15 protein-coding genes are annotated in these 20,137 nt (G+C 58.8%); 5 read left to right on the top strand and 10 right to left on the bottom strand.

Annotated features, from left to right (window positions below):
- The first annotated feature begins 147 nt into the window (after positions 1-147).
- The gene (gene adh, locus K9U38_RS20270; RefSeq protein WP_224496165.1) at positions 148-1,665 is read left to right on the top strand and encodes an aldehyde dehydrogenase; all 1,518 of its coding nucleotides are present in this window, start codon (positions 148-150) and stop codon (positions 1,663-1,665) included.
- Between the two features lie 61 nt (positions 1,666-1,726).
- Complete coding sequence (locus tag K9U38_RS20265; protein WP_224496164.1) at positions 1,727-2,068, top strand: DUF779 domain-containing protein; 342 nt, start codon at positions 1,727-1,729, stop codon at positions 2,066-2,068.
- Positions 2,069-2,108: 40 nt separating this feature from the next.
- On the opposite strand, the gene K9U38_RS20260 is transcribed toward K9U38_RS20265, so the two are convergent.
- The 8 genes from K9U38_RS20260 to K9U38_RS20225 all read right to left on the bottom strand — a co-directional run bounded on the left by K9U38_RS20260 (position 2,109) and on the right by K9U38_RS20225 (position 13,295).
- The gene (locus tag K9U38_RS20260; protein ID WP_224496163.1) at positions 2,109-3,275 is read right to left on the bottom strand and encodes a diphosphate--fructose-6-phosphate 1-phosphotransferase; all 1,167 of its coding nucleotides are present in this window, start codon (positions 3,273-3,275) and stop codon (positions 2,109-2,111) included.
- Positions 3,276-3,488: 213 nt separating this feature from the next.
- The gene (locus K9U38_RS20255) at positions 3,489-4,427 is read right to left on the bottom strand and encodes a LysR family transcriptional regulator (protein ID WP_224496162.1); all 939 of its coding nucleotides are present in this window, start codon (positions 4,425-4,427) and stop codon (positions 3,489-3,491) included.
- 105 nt (positions 4,428-4,532) lie between these two features.
- Positions 4,533-6,014: an HlyD family type I secretion periplasmic adaptor subunit gene (locus K9U38_RS20250; RefSeq protein WP_224496161.1), complete on the bottom strand. Its 1,482-nt coding sequence runs from the start codon at positions 6,012-6,014 to the stop codon at positions 4,533-4,535.
- The gene (locus tag K9U38_RS20245) at positions 6,011-8,170 is read right to left on the bottom strand and encodes a type I secretion system permease/ATPase (protein ID WP_224496160.1); all 2,160 of its coding nucleotides are present in this window, start codon (positions 8,168-8,170) and stop codon (positions 6,011-6,013) included. Before K9U38_RS20245 ends, K9U38_RS20250 begins: the two co-directional genes overlap by 4 nt.
- A 423-nt stretch (positions 8,171-8,593) precedes the next feature.
- A complete protein-coding gene (locus K9U38_RS20240; RefSeq protein WP_224496159.1) occupies positions 8,594-9,550 on the bottom strand; it encodes a Csu type fimbrial protein in 957 nt (318 codons plus the stop codon).
- Positions 9,547-11,973, bottom strand: coding sequence for a fimbria/pilus outer membrane usher protein (locus K9U38_RS20235; protein WP_224496158.1), 2,427 nt, complete (start codon positions 11,971-11,973; stop codon positions 9,547-9,549). The genes K9U38_RS20240 and K9U38_RS20235 overlap by 4 nt, the downstream gene beginning before the upstream one ends.
- 14 nt (positions 11,974-11,987) lie before the next feature.
- Positions 11,988-12,698 carry a fimbrial biogenesis chaperone gene (locus K9U38_RS20230; protein ID WP_224496157.1) on the bottom strand — a complete coding sequence of 237 codons (711 nt, stop codon included), beginning with the start codon at positions 12,696-12,698 and terminating at the stop codon, positions 11,988-11,990.
- Positions 12,699-12,812: 114 nt separating this feature from the next.
- A complete protein-coding gene (locus K9U38_RS20225; RefSeq protein WP_444357930.1) occupies positions 12,813-13,295 on the bottom strand; it encodes a Csu type fimbrial protein in 483 nt (160 codons plus the stop codon).
- A 272-nt stretch (positions 13,296-13,567) separates the two neighbouring features.
- Between K9U38_RS20225 and K9U38_RS20220 the strand changes: the two genes are divergently transcribed.
- A complete protein-coding gene (locus tag K9U38_RS20220) occupies positions 13,568-14,281 on the top strand; it encodes a glutathione S-transferase family protein (protein ID WP_224496155.1) in 714 nt (237 codons plus the stop codon).
- 61 nt (positions 14,282-14,342) lie between these two features.
- On the opposite strand, the gene K9U38_RS20215 is transcribed toward K9U38_RS20220, so the two are convergent.
- Complete coding sequence (locus K9U38_RS20215) at positions 14,343-16,472, bottom strand: mechanosensitive ion channel family protein (protein WP_444357929.1); 2,130 nt, start codon at positions 16,470-16,472, stop codon at positions 14,343-14,345.
- 234 nt (positions 16,473-16,706) lie between these two features.
- Here K9U38_RS20215 and K9U38_RS20210 point away from each other — a divergent pair, with 234 nt between their 5' ends.
- The gene (locus K9U38_RS20210) at positions 16,707-16,988 is read left to right on the top strand and encodes a hypothetical protein (RefSeq protein WP_224496153.1); all 282 of its coding nucleotides are present in this window, start codon (positions 16,707-16,709) and stop codon (positions 16,986-16,988) included.
- A 321-nt stretch (positions 16,989-17,309) separates the two neighbouring features.
- Positions 17,310-19,619, top strand: a complete 2,310-nt coding sequence (locus tag K9U38_RS20205; protein WP_444357927.1) for a DNA translocase FtsK — start codon at positions 17,310-17,312, stop codon at positions 19,617-19,619.
- Between the two features lie 15 nt (positions 19,620-19,634).
- On the opposite strand, the gene K9U38_RS20200 is transcribed toward K9U38_RS20205, so the two are convergent.
- Positions 19,635-19,871, bottom strand: a complete 237-nt coding sequence (locus K9U38_RS20200; RefSeq protein WP_224496151.1) for a hypothetical protein — start codon at positions 19,869-19,871, stop codon at positions 19,635-19,637.
- Between the last annotated feature and the right edge of the window lie 266 nt (positions 19,872-20,137).

Raw genomic sequence — 20,137 nt, 5'->3', positions numbered from 1 at the left:
CAGATCGCAATGGAAGCTTTTCCGACCGGGCTGACATAAGGGCTGTGGGGCGCAATCCTGCCTTGATGCCGCGAGGAGGCGGCGTTTTTCAGTTGAGACATTCCTGTTCCAGGCGGGCGGGGGGTCTCACGCCAAGGGAGGAAGTCGATGAACAAGGTAGAATTCAACCGCACGGTCAAACCCAATTTCAGGAGGCGTTACGGCAATTTCATCAACGGGCAGTTCGTTGAACCGAGATCGGGACGCTATTTTGAAAACACATCCCCGGTAAACGGTCAGGTTCTTTGCGAAATCGCGAGGTCCGATGCTGCCGATGTCGAGGCGGCACTTGATGCAGCACATGCAGCAAAAGAGGCGTGGGGCCGGACCAGTCCTGCCGAACGCAGCGTGATCCTCAACCGGATCGCACAGGTAATGGAAGACAATCTCGATACGCTGGCCGAGGCAGAAACCTGGGATAACGGCAAGCCCATCCGGGAGACGACTGCGGCCGACCTGCCGCTCGCCATCGACCACTTCCGCTATTTTGCCGGGGCCATCCGCGCCCAGGAAGGTGGCATTTCGGAGATCGATCACGACACCGTGGCCTACCATTTCCATGAGCCTCTTGGCGTCGTCGGTCAGATCATTCCCTGGAATTTTCCGCTCCTGATGGCTGTATGGAAACTCGCACCGGCACTGGCCGCGGGAAACTGCGTGGTCCTGAAGCCGGCTGAACAGACACCTGCATCCATTCTCGTGCTTGCGGAGCTGATCGCTGACCTTTTGCCGCCCGGGGTGCTGAACATCGTTAATGGCTTCGGGCTCGAGACCGGCAAACCCCTGGCATCCAGTCCGCGTATCGCCAAGATTGCTTTTACAGGCGAGACAACGACAGGCCGCCTGATCATGCAGTATGCCAGCCAGAACCTCATTCCCGTTACGCTGGAACTTGGCGGCAAATCACCAAACATTTTCTTCAAGGATGTCACCACCGAGGATGACGACTTCTTCGACAAGGCAATCGAGGGCTTCGTCATGTTCGCTCTCAACCAGGGTGAGGTATGCACCTGCCCGAGCCGGGCGCTGATCCACGAATCCATATATGATAAATTCATGGAACGTGCGTTGAAGCGCGTCGAAGCCATCGTACAAGGCGACCCGCTTGACCCGGCGACGATGATCGGTGCGCAGGCATCGAGCGAGCAGCTGGAAAAGATCCTGTCCTATCTCGATATTGGCAAGCAGGAAGGTGCCGAAGTGCTGACTGGCGGCGAGCGCAATGTGCTCGCCGGCGATCTAGCAGGTGGCTATTACGTCAAGCCGACCGTGTTCAAGGGGCACAACCGCATGCGCATCTTCCAGGAGGAAATCTTCGGACCGGTCGTGTCCGTGACGACCTTCAAGGACAATGACGAGGCGCTGTCGATCGCCAACGACACGCTATACGGTCTGGGAGCAGGAATCTGGAGCCGCGATGCCAACACATGCTACCGCTTTGGCCGGGCCATACAGGCAGGGCGTGTCTGGACCAACTGCTACCATGCCTATCCGGCACACGCTGCATTCGGCGGCTACAAGCAGTCTGGCATTGGCCGGGAGAACCATCTGAAAATGCTGGACCACTATCAGCAGACCAAGAACATGCTTGTGAGCTATAGTCCGAAGAAGCTGGGCTTCTTCTGAGGTTCGACGAAAACACCTGTCAGTGGCGCTGTCACGGCGCTACTGATAGGGGAGGGATACGATGAGTGACAAAGTCAGTGCTACCCCTGCTGCCCTTGAACTGATCGCAACATTGCAGTCGGAATATGGTCCAATCCTGTTCCATCAGTCGGGCGGCTGCTGCGACGGCTCTTCACCGATGTGCTATGCGCAAGGCGATTTCATCATTGGAGATCAGGATGTTTGCCTTGGCGAAATAGGCGGCGCTCCTGTTTATATAAGCTCTTCCCAATATGATCTCTGGAAGCATACTGAACTGATCATCGACGTGGTGCCAGGCCGCGGCGGCATGTTCTCGCTCGACAATGGCCGCGAGGTCCGGTTCCTGACGCGTTCAAAAGTCTGCGCGATCCCGGTGCCATAGGCCCTGCGGTTACCCGTTCATTCCTCTGGCCTGACGGCATTCAGACGAATGGTTTTGCGAGTTGGAAGCGGCGCGGAAGCAACCGATCCAGATAGGTGCGGCAAGGCAAGGCAATCTGACTCGCCCCTGGCGCAAGGAAATCGTCCGGCAGATGGCGGGTCTTTCCCGCGACACTGGAAAGTGGAACCAGTTGCGGTACGGTGGCGCGATCCCGATACTGTAACGCGACCGAGCCTCCGCCGCGACCAACAGCTTCAACAGCAAACGCACCGGCCTCGAAGGCTTCGCGGGCATCGGTCGCATTGATGGTACTCACATTGCCTCGGGGCAGGTAGCCGAAAGTGTCGACGCGCGCGCGCACGCCCGGAAGGCCATCCCGGAGCGTTTGCTCGATTGTCATTCCGAGGTCACCGCCAGAAAGCCGGACGTTCCCATGCGCATCGCGTTCGAGCCGGTCAGGCGGGACCAGGCTTTCGACAACCGACCGGCCATCTTCGGTCGTGACGCCCTCGGACATCGCGACAATGCAGCGCCCATATCGACTGAGGGTAGCACGAATGTCATCGACAAATTGCACCGGCGAAAAGGCCCGCTCGGGCACGTAGAGGAGGTGGGGGCCACTATCCTCGTCCTGCTGCCACGCAGCAGCCGCAGCGGTAAGGAACCCGGCGTGGCGGCCCATGACGATACCGACATAGATGCCTGGCAAGGCACGAAAGTCGAGATCGACGCTGACAAATGCGCCAGCAATGAACTCCGCTGCCGATATGAAGCCGGGCGTATGATCGCTCTCGACAAGGTCATTGTCGATTGTCTTGGGCGCGTGCACGAAGGCGATATCGCCGCCCGCCGCATCGGCAAGTATTTGCTGGGTCCCCGCCGTATCGTTGCCGCCGATATAGATGAAAGCGGTTGCCCCCGCTTGGCGCAGGCCACTCAGGATAAGTTCGCAATAGGCCATGTCCGGCTTGTCGCGCGTGCTCCCCAGTGCCGCGCTGGGTGTTCCGGCAATCAGACGGAGTTCCTGTTCTGTCAGAGCAGACAGATCGACAAAATCCGTATCGCGGATGCCGCGCACGCCATGGCGTGAACCAAGCACGCGGGCACCGGGATAGCGCTTGCGCACTTCAAGTACGGCGCCCACCAATGTCTGGTTGATTACTGCAGTCGGCCCGCCGCCCTGCGCGATTACGAATGTCTCGGTCACATCTGCCCCGTCAGTTCATTCATTTGTCTGCAGCATGGGCCAACTGGCCCGGTCCAAGGGCATCATATCACCCGAATGTTGGCTGTCGATTCCAAACATTGCCGGGAGTGGATTCAACCTGTGGCAAGGAGTGCGCTCGAGTTCCATAACAACTCTTATGCAATCATTTGCAGCAAGCGGGTGGGTGCAAAACCGCTGGCGAATAGCGTTCTACTACGGTGCGGCTCTTGCGGAATCGCTGGTGATGATGCTGTCACGGACTTTCTGCATCTTCACGAGCAGGTCGACAAAGGCCCGTATCTTCGGAGCTCGAAAGCGCGCTGCGGGATAGACTGCATAAATACCCGCCGTCCGCAAATGCCAGTCGGGCAAGAGCCGGATCAGACGTCCCGCTGCCATGTCATCCCTGATGAAATGTTCCGGCAGGACCGAGACACCACCGCCTGCCACCACGGCCGCATGAATACCCGGCATTGTATCAAGCATGAGCGAGGCGCGGAAATGAATGCTCCTTTGCTCGCCCTCGCTGTTCGTGATCTCCCAGGCATGGGATTCGCCGCTCGCCATATTCGCAATGAAAGGCAGGATTTTGATGTCGTCCGGTTCGCGAATGGCTGCTGCCTGCTCCGCAAATACCGACGAGCAGACAAAAAAAGGCGTCGCAGTACCAATGCGGCGAGAGTGGAGACTGGAATCGGAAAGAAAGCCAATGCGAATCGCGATGTCGATCTGCGCGTCCAGGATGTCGATGATCTTGTCGGTAAGCGTAAGCGCGGCCCTGCACCCCGGATAGAGCCGGCAGTACTCGGCCATGGCAGGCGCCACCATGCAATGTCCGTACCCAATTGGCGCCGTGAGCCGCAGCAAGCCGGTAGGCGAGCCTGCCGATTCCGTTAACTCGTCAAAAGCCGATTCGACATCATGTAGAATGCTGCTGCAGCGGCTGTAGAATGCCCTTCCCGCATCCGTCAGGTAGATGCGGCGTGTATTGCGCACGAAGAGGGCGGTCCCGGCCTCCTGTTCAAGCCTGGCCACCTGTTGGCTGACGACAGCCTTGGTGATTCCGAGTTTTTCAGCCGCGGCCGTAAAGGATCCCGTATCGGCCACAGCCGTGAAATATGCAATTCGGTTGAAGTTCAAATGAGCACGCATACACCCGACCAATCGGTATCAGTTCATAACGGGTCCTCGCTGGCCCCGACAATTCCAAGCGATGAAGTCCGGCCGAGCGGCAACCCACGCCGCCGGACGCTCCGGCTACCGCTCGCCCATTGCCTCGGATGAGATCTCGGCAAGTGGCGAGAACAGATATTCGAGGATGCGCCGTTTGCCGGTCTTGATCTCGACCGTTACCGCCATGCCGGGGGAAAGCGGCATCGCTTTGCCATCGACGTCGATAGTGGCCTTGTCGGGCGTGACGGTGACCGGAAAGACAAGGTTCTGCACACGCTGGACATTGCCCGTCGGGACAATGCTTTGCAGTTCCTTCGCCGGCGCCTCTTCGACCTGCTGCGCATCCGGTTCGGGAATGGCGTCCGTGGCAACGCGCAGGACCCTTCCCGCGATCATCCCATAACGGGTAAACGGATAGGCCTCCACCTTGATGATGGCCTCCTGGCCGGCAGTGACAAATCCGATGTCGTGGTTGGGCAGATAGGCCTCGATTTCGAGAGCAGCGTTTTCGGGAACGATCCGCATCAACTCGCTGCCGGCCGACACCACCTGGCCCACAGTGTTGATGGCGGAAGCCTGTACGATGCCATCGACCGGACTGGCGATCGTCATCGACTGCCGTCGTTTCCCGGCCTTGATCACCTGCTGAGTCAGCTCGTCGACCTGCCGCTCCGCCGCCGATTGTTTCTCGATATTGTCGGCCAGAGAATCATGAACCAGCTTTTCTGCCTCACTGATCGTAACGCTGAGCGCAGCCCGTGCCGTTGCGAGCTGCCCGTTCTGGTTGGCCAGGTTTGCTTGGGCCTCCTGCAATTGCTGCAACGCGTCGATTACCTGTGCGCGCGATCCTGCCTCCGTCGGAATGAGACGGGTTCGCATGATGACACGTTCGTCCAAGGTCTGTACCAGAACGTCCTGGGCGGCGATCGTCTTGGTAAGGCTGTCAATTTCCGCCTGGCGTTGGAGACGTTGCGCATTGAGATTGTCAAGTGATGAACCCAGTTGCGAGACGTCTGCCTCGTAGACGAGCCGTTCTCTATTCGCGATGTCCTCTGGTATTTCGGGCGGGAATTCCGGCCGCTGCCCGCCATCCACATGGGCGACATGCCACAGTCCGCCCTCGCGCCACGCATTGACCGTTGCCTGGACCGCCTTGCGCCGCGTCACCTCGGCCTGGAAGGCGTGGAGGCTGGCGGTACTGGCTGCCTCTTCAGTGCGAATTTCCGTGTCGTCCAGTCTGACAAGGAGATCCCCTGCCCGCACCTTGCTGCCGTTTGAAACAGATATCTCAATGGTCTTTCCGACCTCGATCGACTGGATGACCTTGACCCTGCCCGTCGGCTGAATCTTACCCTGGGCGGTAGCAACGATGTCGAAAGTTCCCAGCCACGTCCAAAGCAGCGCGCTTGCCGCGAGCACGCAGACGAACCAGATCATGGCAGTGCGTACTGGCGACGCCGGGGTTTCCAGGATTTCCAGCGCGGCAGGCAGAAATTCGTTGTCCTCCCGCTGGCGCTTTGCCAACCGCGCGGGTTTTGCCGTCCGGGGATCGACCTGTACGTTCATTGGACACCTCCGGACTGCAGGTTCCACAGGTGGGCATAGAGGCCGCCTTCCCGTGCAAGCAGCGTTTCATGTGTGCCTTCCTCGACGATACGTCCGTCCTTCATACCGATGATACGGTTGCAATAGCGCACGGAGGCTAGCCGATGGGCGATGATGATGACGGTGCGCCCGCGGACGATCTCACGCATATTGCCAAGCACGATGCGCTCGCTTTCGTAGTCGAGTGCACTTGTGGCTTCATCAAGGATCAGTATCGGCGGATTGGTCGCCAGCGCCCGGGCGATGGCAAGCCTTTGCCGCTGCCCGCCGGAGAGATTGGCACCACGCTCCTCGATCAGCGTATCGTAGCCGCGCGGCAGTTTCGCAATGAACTCGTCCGCTCCAGACAGACGGGCCATTGCCATGGCACCTTCGCGCTGCATGGCCGGATTGGCCAGCACGATGTTGTCGTGGATGGTGCGGTTGAACAGCATGTTCTCCTGCAGCACCACACCTATGTGCTTCCTGAGCCAGGCGGGATCGACCTGGGCAATATCCTGCCCGTCGATGAAAACCTGACCGCTATTGGGAATGTAGAAACGTTGAACCAGCTTGGTCAGGGTAGACTTTCCCGATCCCGATGGCCCCACAATGCCAATAACCTCTCCCGGACGGACGGAAAAGCGGATATCGCGAAGAACATCCTGGCCATCCGGATGGTAGCGGAAGTTAACGGACTTGAACTCGATGGCACCTTTCGGCGGCGGCAGGCTGATCGGCGTTGCCGGACGCGGTTCTGCCGGAGCGTTCAGAATGTCGGCGAGACGGGAAATCGAGACCTGGACCTGCTGAAAATCCTGCCAGAGCTGTGACAGCCGCAAGATCGGCTGGGAAACCTGGCCCGCGATCATGTTGAATGCGACGAGAGCACCAACTGTCAATTCGCCATTGATGACCGCCTGCGCGCCAAACAGGAGCAAGGCCGCACTGGTGACTTTGTTCACGTATTGAATGGCGTTCTGCCCCTTTGCCGCGAGCATGATCGCAGCGAAGGAGGAGCGGACATAGCCGGCCAGCCGCTCTTCCCATTCAGCCGCAACGACGGGCTCCACGGCCGCGGCCTTGAGTGTCTGGACGCCGACGACCGTCTCCACGAGCAATTGTTGGCTGTAGGCACCCCGGTCGAATTTCTCGTCGATGCGCTCCTTGAGAAACGGTCGGATAAGAAAGCCGATGATGAGATAGAAGGGGATTGATGCGACCACGATCCAGGCGAGTTTCGCCGAATAGCAGAAGAGAACGAAGATGAAGACGAAGGTGAAAACCAGATCAAGCCCGGAGAACAGACCTTGTCCGGTCAGGAAATTGCGGATTGTTTCCAGTTCGCGTATCCGCGCCACGGTTTGCCCGGCCGCCCTCGTCTCAAAGTAGCTGAGCGGCAGCCTGAGGAGGTGGCGGAACAACCGTCTGCCCAACTCGACATCGATACGGTTCGTCGTATGCGACAACGCATAGGTACGAAGATACTGCAACACCACATCGAAGAGGCCTATGGCGGCAAGGCCAACCACCAGCACAATCAGCGTCGAGTAGCTCCGGTGCGCCAGCACCTTGTCGACGACCACCTGAAAAAACAGGGGCGTGACCAGCGCGAAGAGTTGAACGAACAGCGATGCGACAAGGACATGGCCAAAGGCGCGGCGATAGCGCCAGATGGACGGCAGGAACCAGCGGAACCCGAATGCGTCGCGTGAGACGCCGGGACCGGCAAACCGTCGCTGGACAAGAATGAACGATCCCCCGGTCATCGTCAGAAGGTCTGCGGGACTGACGATCCGCGAAGCAAATCCGGCGGGATTGATCAGCCTGTATCCATCCGGACCGCCCTCGCCCAACAACGCGAACGTTCCATCGCTGAGCGTTGCGATCGCTGGCGTCGGTAGCGTTCGCAGCCGGTCCCCGTCGCGTATTGTCGTCTTGCGGGATTTGAGGCCAATCGACTTGGCCGCCAACAGGATGTCGTCCGGCAGTGCCGCCCTGCTCAGTGCGAGCTCGCGAGCCAAGGTTTCGGGTTGGGAAGCAATCCGGTAAAAGCCTGCAATGGCTGCGAGGGCAACAAGGCCGGTATCAGGGGTCAGGCGGGTGTCGTCGTCAATATTCGCGTCTGCATTGTCCATGAAATACCATTGAAACTAATAATTTATAGAAAAGCGTGCCGGGCTGGCATATTTGAAAAAACTATATTTAATAAATGGATACCTAAAGGGTACCTTGGGTTCGGATACCATTCCCGTCGTAATATGTCCACTGCAAGAAAGTATATTGATTGTGTCGGCCGTATCATGTGGCCGATACAATCTCAGCGTTTGTCCTTGGCGGGGGTGTCTTCACCCCACCCGAAAGTTCGAACTCGTCAGCTCGAGCTCCTTGGTCAAATTGGCGAACTTCCGAGCTGGCATCCACCTGTCACCAGGAAAGTGCAAGCAAAGGTTGGTTGCCGGAAGATCAGCGATCGAAACGCATTATTCGGCAATGCCATACCCACCTGTTCCAGCGGCCGCTGGAACAGGTGTGAGGGCGCGCGGTACGTTCCGGATTGCCTAATATGTCACGCTGACCACGATCTTATCGCTATAGAGTCCCGGCGGCGGGGTGCTCTGCGGGGGAACGCGCGCATAAACGGTAAGCCTCTGCGCCTCGGCGGTGCCCGTACCGCTCACCGTGTTGATATTTTTTATGTTTCCCCAGGGCTGTGTGCGTGTGGGATCGGAATATAGGGCGTACCTGATGCCGGCGTGGCCGCGTGTCATCTGCCGTTCGGCGCCGCCCAAGGAGGAGTTGCCTGGTCCCAGTGCCACAGAATAGGGCGTCGCGGACGAACAGGTGACTTGAATCTCGCCGGTTTGATCGAAATTGGCGTTCAGCAGACCGCGACTGCCGAAGTCGATGTCCGTGGCAGTGATCCGGCAATCCTTGTCGAGATTGAAACGGACGTTGAAGTTCACGGCCGCCTCCGTGCCCCGGTCGACATTGCAGCTGAATCCATCAAATGCCCGATATCGGAATCTGGTGTGACCGGCAAAGGACGAGGTATGAGTACCGGGAGTCGCGGTCCTGAAGACCGTGGCCCTTCCGTAAATTGTGCGGCTGACACTGGCGCCCGCGCCTATCGCTGCCGGAACGACGGTAATCTCGGGTGGCAGTCCCTGCTGCGAGTAGAATGAACCCCAGACAATCTGATAATTCGAATCCTGATAAAGCTGATATCGGATAGACAAGGGCCCGCCGCTATCGGTGAAGCGACTGGTCGCATCACTGCCGCCGCTGCCTGCGCCAATGTTCGGGCAAACCGTCACCTTCCAAAGTAAGCCTGTTATGGCGGAGCAGTTCACCGTCATCGTTGCGGTCGACGTCAATGGCGTATCGGTCAACAGACTGCCCGAAAACACCATGTCCGTCGTAGTGAAATTGCAGGTTTGCGCAAAGGCGCTCGACGGCAAGAGGTAGAGGCCGATGCAGAAAAATGCAGTCGCGAAGAAGGTTCTCCACATTCTCATGAGCACACCACATGTTTGATTTTGACTTGCGTTCCGGGCTGCGGCCGGTAGTCGAACACGGCACGGCAACTCTTGCCGTCGAACAGATCGACAACGACGTTGTTTTGCCTGCCAAGCGACGAAATGAAGGCCTCGCCGGAATAACCGACGACGAACCTTCCGGCAGAACCTTCGAGATGGCCGCTCAGGCCGGCCTCAAGGGGTTGTCCCATTGCGTCGACAAGACTTACAAGGGCAGAAGCCGTTGTCTTGCCAACCTTGAAATCGACAACCACGCCGCTGCCGTCGGCCGGGATGACGACCTTGCGCGTTGCGCCCACACTGGCATCTACCGGCAGATTGGTTGGATCGATGGCAATGGTGTTTCGCTCCCAGGATCGCAGGTCGGGCACGATGAGCTTGCCGCTGCCGTTGGTACGCCCAGCCGGCCGGTTTTCGAACTTGACGTCGACATCCGGCGCTCCGGCATCCACCACCGCAAAGGCGTCGTCGATGCGGTTCGTCGCAAAGACTCCGCCGGCGGCGATCGCGATCGCCCCGTCGATCTGTCCAGTGGCGCGCACGGCATCGCCCGCCTGCTCGATACCGCCCTCAACCCGGGCAAATGGCGCGCGAAAGCTGCCAGACGCAAGCCGGTCCGGCGCGTCGCCCTCGCGCGTGCGCAGACGCCAGCCGTAGCTCCCCACCTCCTGGTCTTCCGATTTGGCGATGTCGACGAAGCCCGATGCGCGGCGTCCCGTCTGCTCAAGGCCGGTCGAGGCCGTGATGCCCTGGTCGAACGGTATGGTCAGTCCTGCGTATAGTCCAAGACGATCGCTGTGATCGACATCGATGAACGCCGTCGCATAGAACGAGCTGCTTTCGAACAACGATTGACTGTAGGAGATGCTGGCGATTTTCGACCCCTCATCGCTGTCGAGCTGGGTATAGGCGAAGCTGAGGTTGCTGTGATCGAAGGGGCCAGGCGTCGAAAGCATCAGCTGGGTGGTGCTGCGCGGCACTCGAGCACTGAACACGGTGCCGCTCTGCGCGAAAATTGTCCGCAGCTGTTCTTCCGCTGATACTGACGCTATGTCGTCATAATCGCCAAATGCCTGCTGCCGGCGGGCATAAAGCCTGTATTTGTTGTCGAAGGGTAACTCGACCGAGCCGTTGACAATCATGCCGCTGCTTGCGCCGTGACTGCTTCCCGCAGCTGCGAGCGATGCGACGCCATAGGTGCCAAGTGGAAAGGTTCCCCCAATGCCCCCATTGAGAAGGTCGGCGCCGCCCTCGAAATGGCTTTCGAGGGTCAGCCAGTCAGTCAGCCCATAGCGGAGAGTGGCGACACCCATCAGATCGCCGGCATAGTCGTCAGACTCCATGCCGAAGTTGCGGCGTGGAAAGCCCATCTCAGCGGAAAAATCTATCAACCCCTCCTTCAACATGAGATTCGACATATAAAACGGCATGCTGGTGCTCGTCTCGCGGCCAAGCGTATCGTGAAGGACCACCTTCGCCTCGCCCTGGCCGGTGATCACCGGCAAATTCGTGACCTCGAATGGCCCCGCGGGTACTGACGTGCTGTATGTCCTGACATTCTGCATGTAGATATCGAGCGTCGAGGGAACAGCAGCTGTACCCGATACGACCGGAACCGGCAGCGTTACGAGATCGGGCCTCAGCGCGAAATTGCGCTCGACCTGCAGGCCACCAAGGTAGACCGGACGGGTCCAGGGCAGGCTGCCGGAAACGATGTCGCCGGCACGGTAGGTTATCATCCGCTGCGGATCGGATCTGCTCCACGTCGTATCCAGCCTGGTCACCCCATACTCATCGCCATCGAAGGGACTTGCCGTGAACGATTGCCGGACCATGCCGTAGGGGCTGAACCATCGTGCATCGAAGCTCCCGGACAGGCCTGTCGAGGGACGCACGCGGTCATCCAGCAGATTATCCATACTGGCAAACAACGAATAATTCAGCACGGCGCCCCAGCTTGATTGCGCAACATCCTCCCTCTCATCGGGGGCAGGATTGGCATCGAAGACTTTGGGTGTGCGGGCTGTGTCGATCGTGGTGATGTAGAGACGTTGCGTTGGGATATCCACCCGGTAGCGAACATGATCGAGATGATCGAGCAGGATCATTCCGTCCGGTTCGATTGCCTTGGCATCAGGCTTGATGCCGACATCGTGCAATTCTTGTGGCGTCGTCTTCAAACTGCCGTCCTGCGATTGCTTGAACGCTCCGATCAATTGTGTGGATGCATCATTGATGAAGACTTCAAGGTAGAGATCCTGTGCCACGACCTGTGGCGCTACAGCTGCCGGCGGCTTCATGTCGGATTCCTGTGCCATGCTGGAGGTCAGGAAGAAGGGACCGCCGATGAAGAGGGTGGCGATCATCGTCGAGCATGTGTTGTTGATAGAGGGACGTGCCATATCAACAACCGCTGCTACTTCGTAAGGTCGGTGTTGAATGGTCCCGACTCGCTTTGTCCCTTGAAGGTGAGATTGCCCGGCAGGACTTTTTTGTCGGCCAGGATCGGCCACTGCATGCTTGCCCCGCCCAGCACATAGCCAACGAGCCCCTTGCGCCCCCCGATCAGCCGTCCGCCCTGCACCAGTTGCACGTCGGAGAGGCGGAGCCTGGCATTCCCGGCGTTGTGCGCCGTAAGCAGAAGGTTGCCCTTCGACTGCACCAGTCCCCACTTCACCTCAGCGGGCGTCGCATCCTCGCTCTTGAAGAAGACCGGCAACGAGTAGCGCACGACCAGTGCGACCGCCCCGGCGCGCTTGCGATTGGGGTCAGGCAGCTCATCGACAACGACGCGATAGCTCTCTTCGCTGGTCACCGGCCGGTGGGCAATGCGTATGATACGCACTTGATAAGGCTTGTTCGCCGGAAGGGTGGTCAGAGGCGGACTGGCGACAACGTCGTCCGCAGGTTCGAGATGGTCTTCGCCGCCAGACTGCGTCCAGCGATAGATGCGGACCTGCATCTGGATCGGACGGGTGCCGTCATTGGTCAGTGTGAGCATGCCCGCACTGGCCGGCGCGACGATTTCCAGATTCGTCGGCGAAAGGCGCAATGAAGAAGCTTGCGCGGTGGCGGTAAACGGCACGACGAGACTCATCGCGCTGATGCCGTAAAGCATAGGTCGCATCGATATTTTCCTGATTGCTGCTGCTAATGAAGCTCCTGCACCACCGCGCGAGCGCGACCGATGCGCAGGAGCCAGTTCCAACTTATTAATAGCGGGCCCTGATGAGAGGATTCGCTAGTAGGTAACGGTCACGTCGATCGTGTCGGAATAATTGCCCGTCGGCGGGGTCGTTGCCTGCGGTGCCACTCGGCCATAGACGGGGATCAGTTGGGCCGTGCCGTCTCCGGTCTTCGACACCGTGTCGGCCAGGATGGTCGTGCCCCATACCTGGGTATGATCGGGGTCTCGGTAGAGATTGTAGTCGATCGTGGTGTTGCCGGGCCCGGTCAAGTGACGCGCGCCAATGGTTCCAGCGCCGGCTCCAAGCCCCACATTGTAGGAAGTTCCCGGAGTGCATTGCACCGTCAGGTTGCTGGTCGCATCGACATTCGCGTTGAGAACACCCTGGCTGCCGAAATCGAGATCGGAAGAGGAAATCAACTTGCATTCGGAATTGATGGTAATCTTGACGGAAAAGCTTCCCGTTGCTGGAGACGCTGCCGAAGCAGGCTCCTGTATCAAAGCGACGGCCATGAGGGTGACAGCGGCCACCCCCATGCAGCGGGTGATATTGCGACTTCTGAATATTGCCGGTTCCGGCAGTATGGCGATTGGCTCAGTTCGGACAGGCGATGCAAACGATGACTTCATCATTTCAGACGTACTCCTCGAACAAAAAGCGGCGATGGAAGCCCCTCAACACGGACAGTGTTTCACGGGACGCAACAGGCTGAAAAGATTGAATATGAGAGTTCAGAGTTTAGTATTGAGATACAATTGCGTCGATCATCGATAAGAATCTCAATGTCCGATACGAACAGAGTATTGCCATGCGGCTTTACAGGTCGATCGCCAAGGGGGATCCAATGTATATTCTCTATGGAGGTGATTTCACCCGCGCACCGCTAGTCCAATGGGTGCTTGAAGAAGGCAAGATCGAATACGAACTCAGAAAAGTAGACATAATGAATGGTGAGCACCGCTCGGAAAGGTTCCTTGCCATAAATCCGGCCGGTCTTGTGCCGGTGCTGATCACCCCTGAGGGCAACGTGCTCTACGAGGTTGCGGCCCTGATGCTATATCTGGCAGATCGGCACCAAATCTCCGATCTTGCTCCGCTATCGACGGATCCGGACAGGGGGCTGTTTCTTTCAGCGGTTTTCCACATTGCCGCCGACATACAATCGGAGATGAAGCGCTTTCATTTTCCACACCGCTTCTCCCTGCGAAGCGAGGATAATGCCGGCATACAGGAACTGGCGAAATCGCTCGTCCTCAGCCGCCTGGACGTGTTGAACACCAGGCTGTCACAAACGGGGCCCTACGCACTCGGAAACCGTTTTTCTCTCGCAGACTTCTACTTGTGCTTTTGGATCGCATATCTCGACCGCAAGGCCGTCTGCCAGCATTTTTCGGCAATTGCCACCCTGTATGATTTGGTTCGATCCCGTGCCAGCGCTGCTTCCTACCTCGAGGAGACCGAGCGGATGGCGAACACGTACGCTACGATGATGAAAAAACAACCCGACGGCGTCATCACCTGACTTCAACTGTATCGCTCAGCCGACGGTGCTGAAAAGCTCCAAAAGACCGATTGCGGTCGCTTCAACCTTCCTCGGGTTTGGCTGCGGCCGCATTCTTGCGGGCCATGGCATCCCTGGTTGCCGCTGCAGCTGCGGGCGCTGAGAGGTCGTCATTGCCGGCGACCTGTACCGTTGGCGACGCAAACCCGATGTCGTTGGCCGTAAAGGCTTCGCGAATCATGGCATACGCTCGGCGACGGATCGTCGACTGATGCCCGGGTTTCGTCATCATGGCGAAGCTCAGCTTGATGCCATAATCGCCGAAGTCCTCGACACCCTTCATCTTGACAGTTTCGATGATCTGCGGGCCGAATTCCTCATCTTCAAGCAAAGCTGCACCGACTCCCTTCACCAGCTTCTTCACCTTGGCAATATCGGTGTCGTAGCTGACCGAGATGAAGAACTTGTCGATCACCCAGTCCCGGCTCATGTTTTGCACGGCGCCGAGTGTTCCGAATGGAACCGTGAAAATGGGGCCGCGATGGTGGCGCAGTTTGACCGAACGGATGCTGAAGGATTCGACTGTGCCCTTGTAGCTGCCGCTCTGGATATATTCACCCACGCGGAAAGCATCGTCTGTCATGTAGAAGATGCCGCTGATGATATCCCTGACGAGGGCCTGGGAGCCAAAGCCGATCGCAACACCGAAAATGCCCGCGCCTGCGATCAAGGGACCGATCGCAACACCCAATCCGGACAGCACCATCATGACAGCAATGGCGGCGATCAGTACCGCAAGGAAATTTCGAAGGATCGGCAGCAGGGTCAGCAGGCGACCGCTTCTGGCCAGTTCGGCTGGATCACCGCCCTCGACCCGCGCACGTTCGATGCGGCGGTTGATGAGGCCCTTGGCGATATTCCACACAAGGTCGGCGGTAAGCAAAATCACCACGCCCCCCAACACGCCACGGAACAGGCGGCTGGCGACCTCATCCCCCATCAGGCCGACGGTGCGGGAACGCAGGACCAAGGCAAGCCATGCCACAGCAAGGGCGATGACGATGACCCTTGCTCCCCGCTCAATGAGAACTTCGACGACAGGCGCCTTGGGCTTTGCCGCGTCGTCGGCCGTGGAAAAGAATGATTTTACGGCTGCACTGGTCGTTCGCAGGATCGGCGGCAGGACCAGAACATAGATACCGACCCACAGTGCCAGGCTCAGGCCGGCGACCCAGAGCAACCAGAGCAGACACAGATAGAATGTGAGCAGCCACTCCTTCACGCGGTATGCCTTGGAGGCAACCGGCGCTTCGGGGCGGTTCCATACGGTTTCCAGGGCAACCGCCAGGAGGCCAAGGCCGAGTGTGTACACAATCAGGCCCTTGACGTTGGGGGTGAAATTCAGCGCCGTCATCAATCCGGCCGCAGCCCATCCGGTAAAAAAGATGCCCGAGAACACCGCAGCCCGCCGATACCAGAACGCCGCCTTCACGTCGTCGATCGGTATAAGGCGGACCATGCCGGGTCCAATCCCGCTGCCTTTGCGAACTCCCAGCAAAATGGCGGTAATGCTCATGACAACGCGCCAGGCGATCAGCGCAACCAGCAAGGGCAGCACAAGCGCGCCCAGCAATGGCGGCCATGTGAAGGCATGGAATGCACCGATGCTGACGATGGCAAAGACCACCAGCGGAGCCATCGCCGCGAAAATAGCGCGGCCGAGGATGTGATGGCGGGCCGGAGGGGTCTCGTCCGCAGCAACGGCCGCCGCGTGCCGTTGCCCGGCGCGCTTGACAAGCCGCCGGAAGATCAGCTCAGCGCCGAGCCCGAGTGCAGCAAATATGGCAAACAGGAACAGTATGGCGCCCGGTCCACGGCCGTTGATTTCGGTCATGATGGTGGAACTCGCCCCCTCGAACTCGCCGGGCACAGCCGGAACTGCCTGTCCGATTCCCCGGAGATGTGCCCGAATGGAGTTGGACCACAGCATGAAGTCGCTCGCTGAGGGGCCCATCGTCTCCTCTGCTGCAGGCGAAGTGCCCTTCGTTGCGATCCATGCCTTGACGTCCGGGTCATCCAGCAGCTTCAGAAGCTGCTCGACCTTTTCCGGAGGGGGTGCGACCGCCGCTGGAGCAGCCGACTGGCCATGGGCGGGCGCAGCCACGACGGCCCCAACCCACAATGCGACCGCACACATCCTGAACAATCGCATGGGGTTGAAATGACAATACATTTGTGCCGCCTCCTGGGCCGGTTCTGTCGCGACGATGGTGCAGGAGTCCGCTTGCTCGACACCCTTTCCATCAGTCTGCGCAATTGATGGATGAAAAATGTCGTCTCGTCAAAGTTGTTACAGTTATCATTGCGTTACCCGGCACTGTGTCGCATTGTCTGCCAAGCGGAGACCCCGGTTTTCCCGCATGAAACTGTTGGTTCGAGGTTGAACATGAAACGTGTTATTGCCGCCCTTCTCATGCTGGTAACAATGGCAGAATATGCACATGCGCAAACGGCCCAGACGCGTATGCTGGAAAGGCAGACAGCCCGGGCAATACGCAATGCCGGATTCTGGTGCGACAAGGTGAGCGAGGCCGCGGTCGACAAGGTTCTGTCCGCACTGGGGCCAACCGTGGTTCGCGTGACCTGTGATGATCGCACCCGATATGAGCAATACAAGGTGACGATGACCCCACAAAATAGGATCGCAAAAATCGAACGATGGAAGTAGTCGGGGCCGGGTGCGGCCACTTGGCCACACCCCGCAGACCTTGAACCGAAATCGACCGTCAACATCTGCAAAAGTAGCGACTTGTTAACCTTGGCTTTCTATTCAAATAGCAAGCCCAATGGGTACCTTCACATCATTCCGCTTGCAGGCATCATGCGTATCCCCAGAACAAATTTCCCAATACAATCAGATGAATACGGTTTCGATGACGAATACCGTGAGCAGCCCACCCGCGAGTCGGCCCAGCTTGTCGCAGCGGCCCCATCCGCGCCGATTCGCCCTCCCGTGGCGGGTTACCCCAGCCCGCAATATGAGCCCGTAATCGTCAGACGTCCCGCTGCGCCGCCGCCTGTCCAGAACCAGCCGACGCAGCTGGCGGGTCGTCAGAGGCAACCGGAAAAGACAATCGTCAATCCCGATTCGGCGCCGATATCAAAACGCATGTTCTCCCTGTCCGAAAATGTCCGCTTCACGCGCACGCCCGATAGTGAACTCATGAAGGGCAAGCCTGCTCCAGTACATGACGTGCAAGCCAAAGCCGCATTCGTTGCGCAGAAGCCGGTGCCTTCAGCCGTGCCGCGCACCGCCTTGCCGGTGCCGAAAGCTCCCTTGCCCCCCGTGCCCCCAAGGACGCCCGCCCCGGCGTTGATCCGGTCGGACGTGGCACCGGCACAGCCTTCCCGGGCGACATCTCCATTCGCCTTTGTTTCGGATCATGCCTTCTTCGAATCGATTGATCTTGCAGGGGACGTCGTTCCGGCTGCAACGGAGCCGAGGTCGAAACCGCAACCACGGTTCAGTCTGGATGAAATCACGGCGCGCTTTCGCGTCGTGGAATGCAAGAAACATCCCATCAGCCACGAAGCTCCCAAGCAGGAACTGGCTGCACCTCCCCTCGTTCCAGAGCCCGAGGCACCAGCAGTTCCGCCAGTGCCGGAGCTGAAGACACGTGACACTGTCGATTCGGGACCGGTTGCTGGTCCGGATATCGTTCCGGTGGCCACGCCTGAAACGACCATTCGCCGCCGTGATATCGCTCCGATCCAGCCTCCCCTTGCGCCGAGGCAGTTCGCCATCGCCAGCCCGGCCGACGCCTGGACCAGCCACGACGGTTATGAGAGGCCTCCGGTGACCCTGCTCCAGGAAGCGGTGGCGCAGGATGCCGTCACGATTTCCCAGGAAACGCTGGAACAGAACGCAGGACTTCTCGAAAGCGTCCTTGAAGATTTCGGTATTCGCGGCGAGATCATCCATGTGCGCCCCGGCCCGGTCGTGACACTCTATGAGTTCGAACCTGCACCCGGCGTGAAGTCCTCGCGCGTCATAGGCCTTGCCGACGATATTGCCCGTTCCATGTCTGCCCTGTCGGCGCGCGTGGCCGTTGTGCCGGGTCGCAACGTCATCGGCATCGAGCTGCCCAACACGACACGCGAAACCGTCTACCTGCGCGAGATGGTCGCCTCGGACAATTTCGACAAGACGAAGTTCAAGCTCGCGCTCTGTCTTGGCAAGACGATTGGCGGCGAGCCCGTCATCGCGGAACTCGCCAAGATGCCGCATCTTCTCGTGGCCGGCACGACCGGTTCCGGCAAGTCGGTTGCCATCAATACGATGATTCTTTCGCTGCTTTACCGGCTCACACCGGACGAGTGCCGGCTGATCATGGTCGACCCGAAGATGCTGGAATTGTCGATCTATGACGGCATCCCGCATCTGCTGACACCAGTCGTGACCGATCCGAAAAAGGCCGTGATGGCCCTGAAATGGGCGGTGCGCGAGATGGAGGACCGTTACCGCAAGATGTCCAAGCTGGGCGTCCGCAACATTGACGGTTTCAATGCTCGCGTGACCAGTGCCAAGGACAAGGGCGAGACCGTTACGTGCACCGTACAGACCGGTTTTGACAAGGGAACCGGCGAGCCGCAGTACGAACAGGAGACCATGGACCTGACGCCGATGCCCTACATCGTCATCATCGTCGACGAGATGGCCGATCTGATGATGGTCGCCGGCAAGGAGATCGAAGGCGCGATCCAGCGTCTTGCCCAGATGGCCCGTGCCGCCGGCATACACCTGATCATGGCGACGCAGCGTCCTTCCGTTGACGTCATCACCGGCACCATCAAGGCCAATTTCCCGACTCGCATCTCGTTTCAGGTGACATCCAAGATCGACAGCCGCACCATCCTCGGCGAACAGGGCGCCGAACAGTTGCTTGGCCAGGGCGACATGCTGCACATGATCGGTGGCGGGCGAATCTCTCGCGTCCACGGCCCGTTTGTGTCGGACGAGGAGGTCGAGAAGGTGGTTGCCCATCTGAAAGCCCAGGGCCAGCCGGACTATCTCGATACGGTGACCGCCGATGAAAATGAAGAGGAGGAGCCGGATGCGGATGACAGCGCCGTGTTCGACAAGAGCGGCATGGCCGCCGAAGATGGCAACGAGCTCTATGATCAGGCCGTGAAAGTCATCCTGCGCGACAAGAAATGCTCGACGTCATATATCCAGCGTCGCCTACAGATCGGATATAACCGCGCCGCCTCGCTGGTAGAGCGCATGGAGAAGGAAGGGCTCGTCGGCCCTGCCAATCACGTCGGCAAGCGCGAAATTCTCAGCGGCGGTGCCGACTGACCCGGCGGCGCAGTGTCAAAGCGATTGACGCTGTGCCGCTTTCACTGCCTTTGGTGGTGAACACCTGATCTTGACATATTCATTCGGCGAACGACCGACGACCGCTGTTCTTGCTACATAGGCCTGGCCCTGCAGGCCACACATCATTGCATTGGTTGCCTGTGGTCCCACGATAACGTCCAGTGCCGTGTCGGTCTGACACGCGGCGGGCGTAAGACTGGTTGAGCAGATAAGTATCACGATTTGGAGCATTGTCGGCACCCTCTGTGAACATTGCTCCCCCCAGTTCTACAGCGTACGCGATTTCTGCTGCATTGCAACATAATGTTGCAATGCAGCAGAAATCCGTTCCAGGCTTTGGGCTCTCCTTGAATTTTCCGTCCCCAAGCATGACAGTTCTGCGAAATCGGCAAGGCGTTGCGGCTTCCAGATCCGGTGTCAGACTTCGTCGTCCTTGGCTTTACTTCAAATAACTGTCGCTAACTCTTTCGGTCTAGGCTCGGAACCAACGACCATTT

Origin of the sequence: Phyllobacterium lublinensis (assembly GCF_020164435.1) — a bacterium.
In the GTDB taxonomy this organism is placed as follows: Bacteria; Pseudomonadota; Alphaproteobacteria; order Rhizobiales; family Rhizobiaceae; genus Phyllobacterium; species Phyllobacterium lublinensis.
The sequence above is the reverse complement of the archived record's forward strand: the minus strand, read 5'-3'. Positions and strand labels throughout refer to the sequence as shown.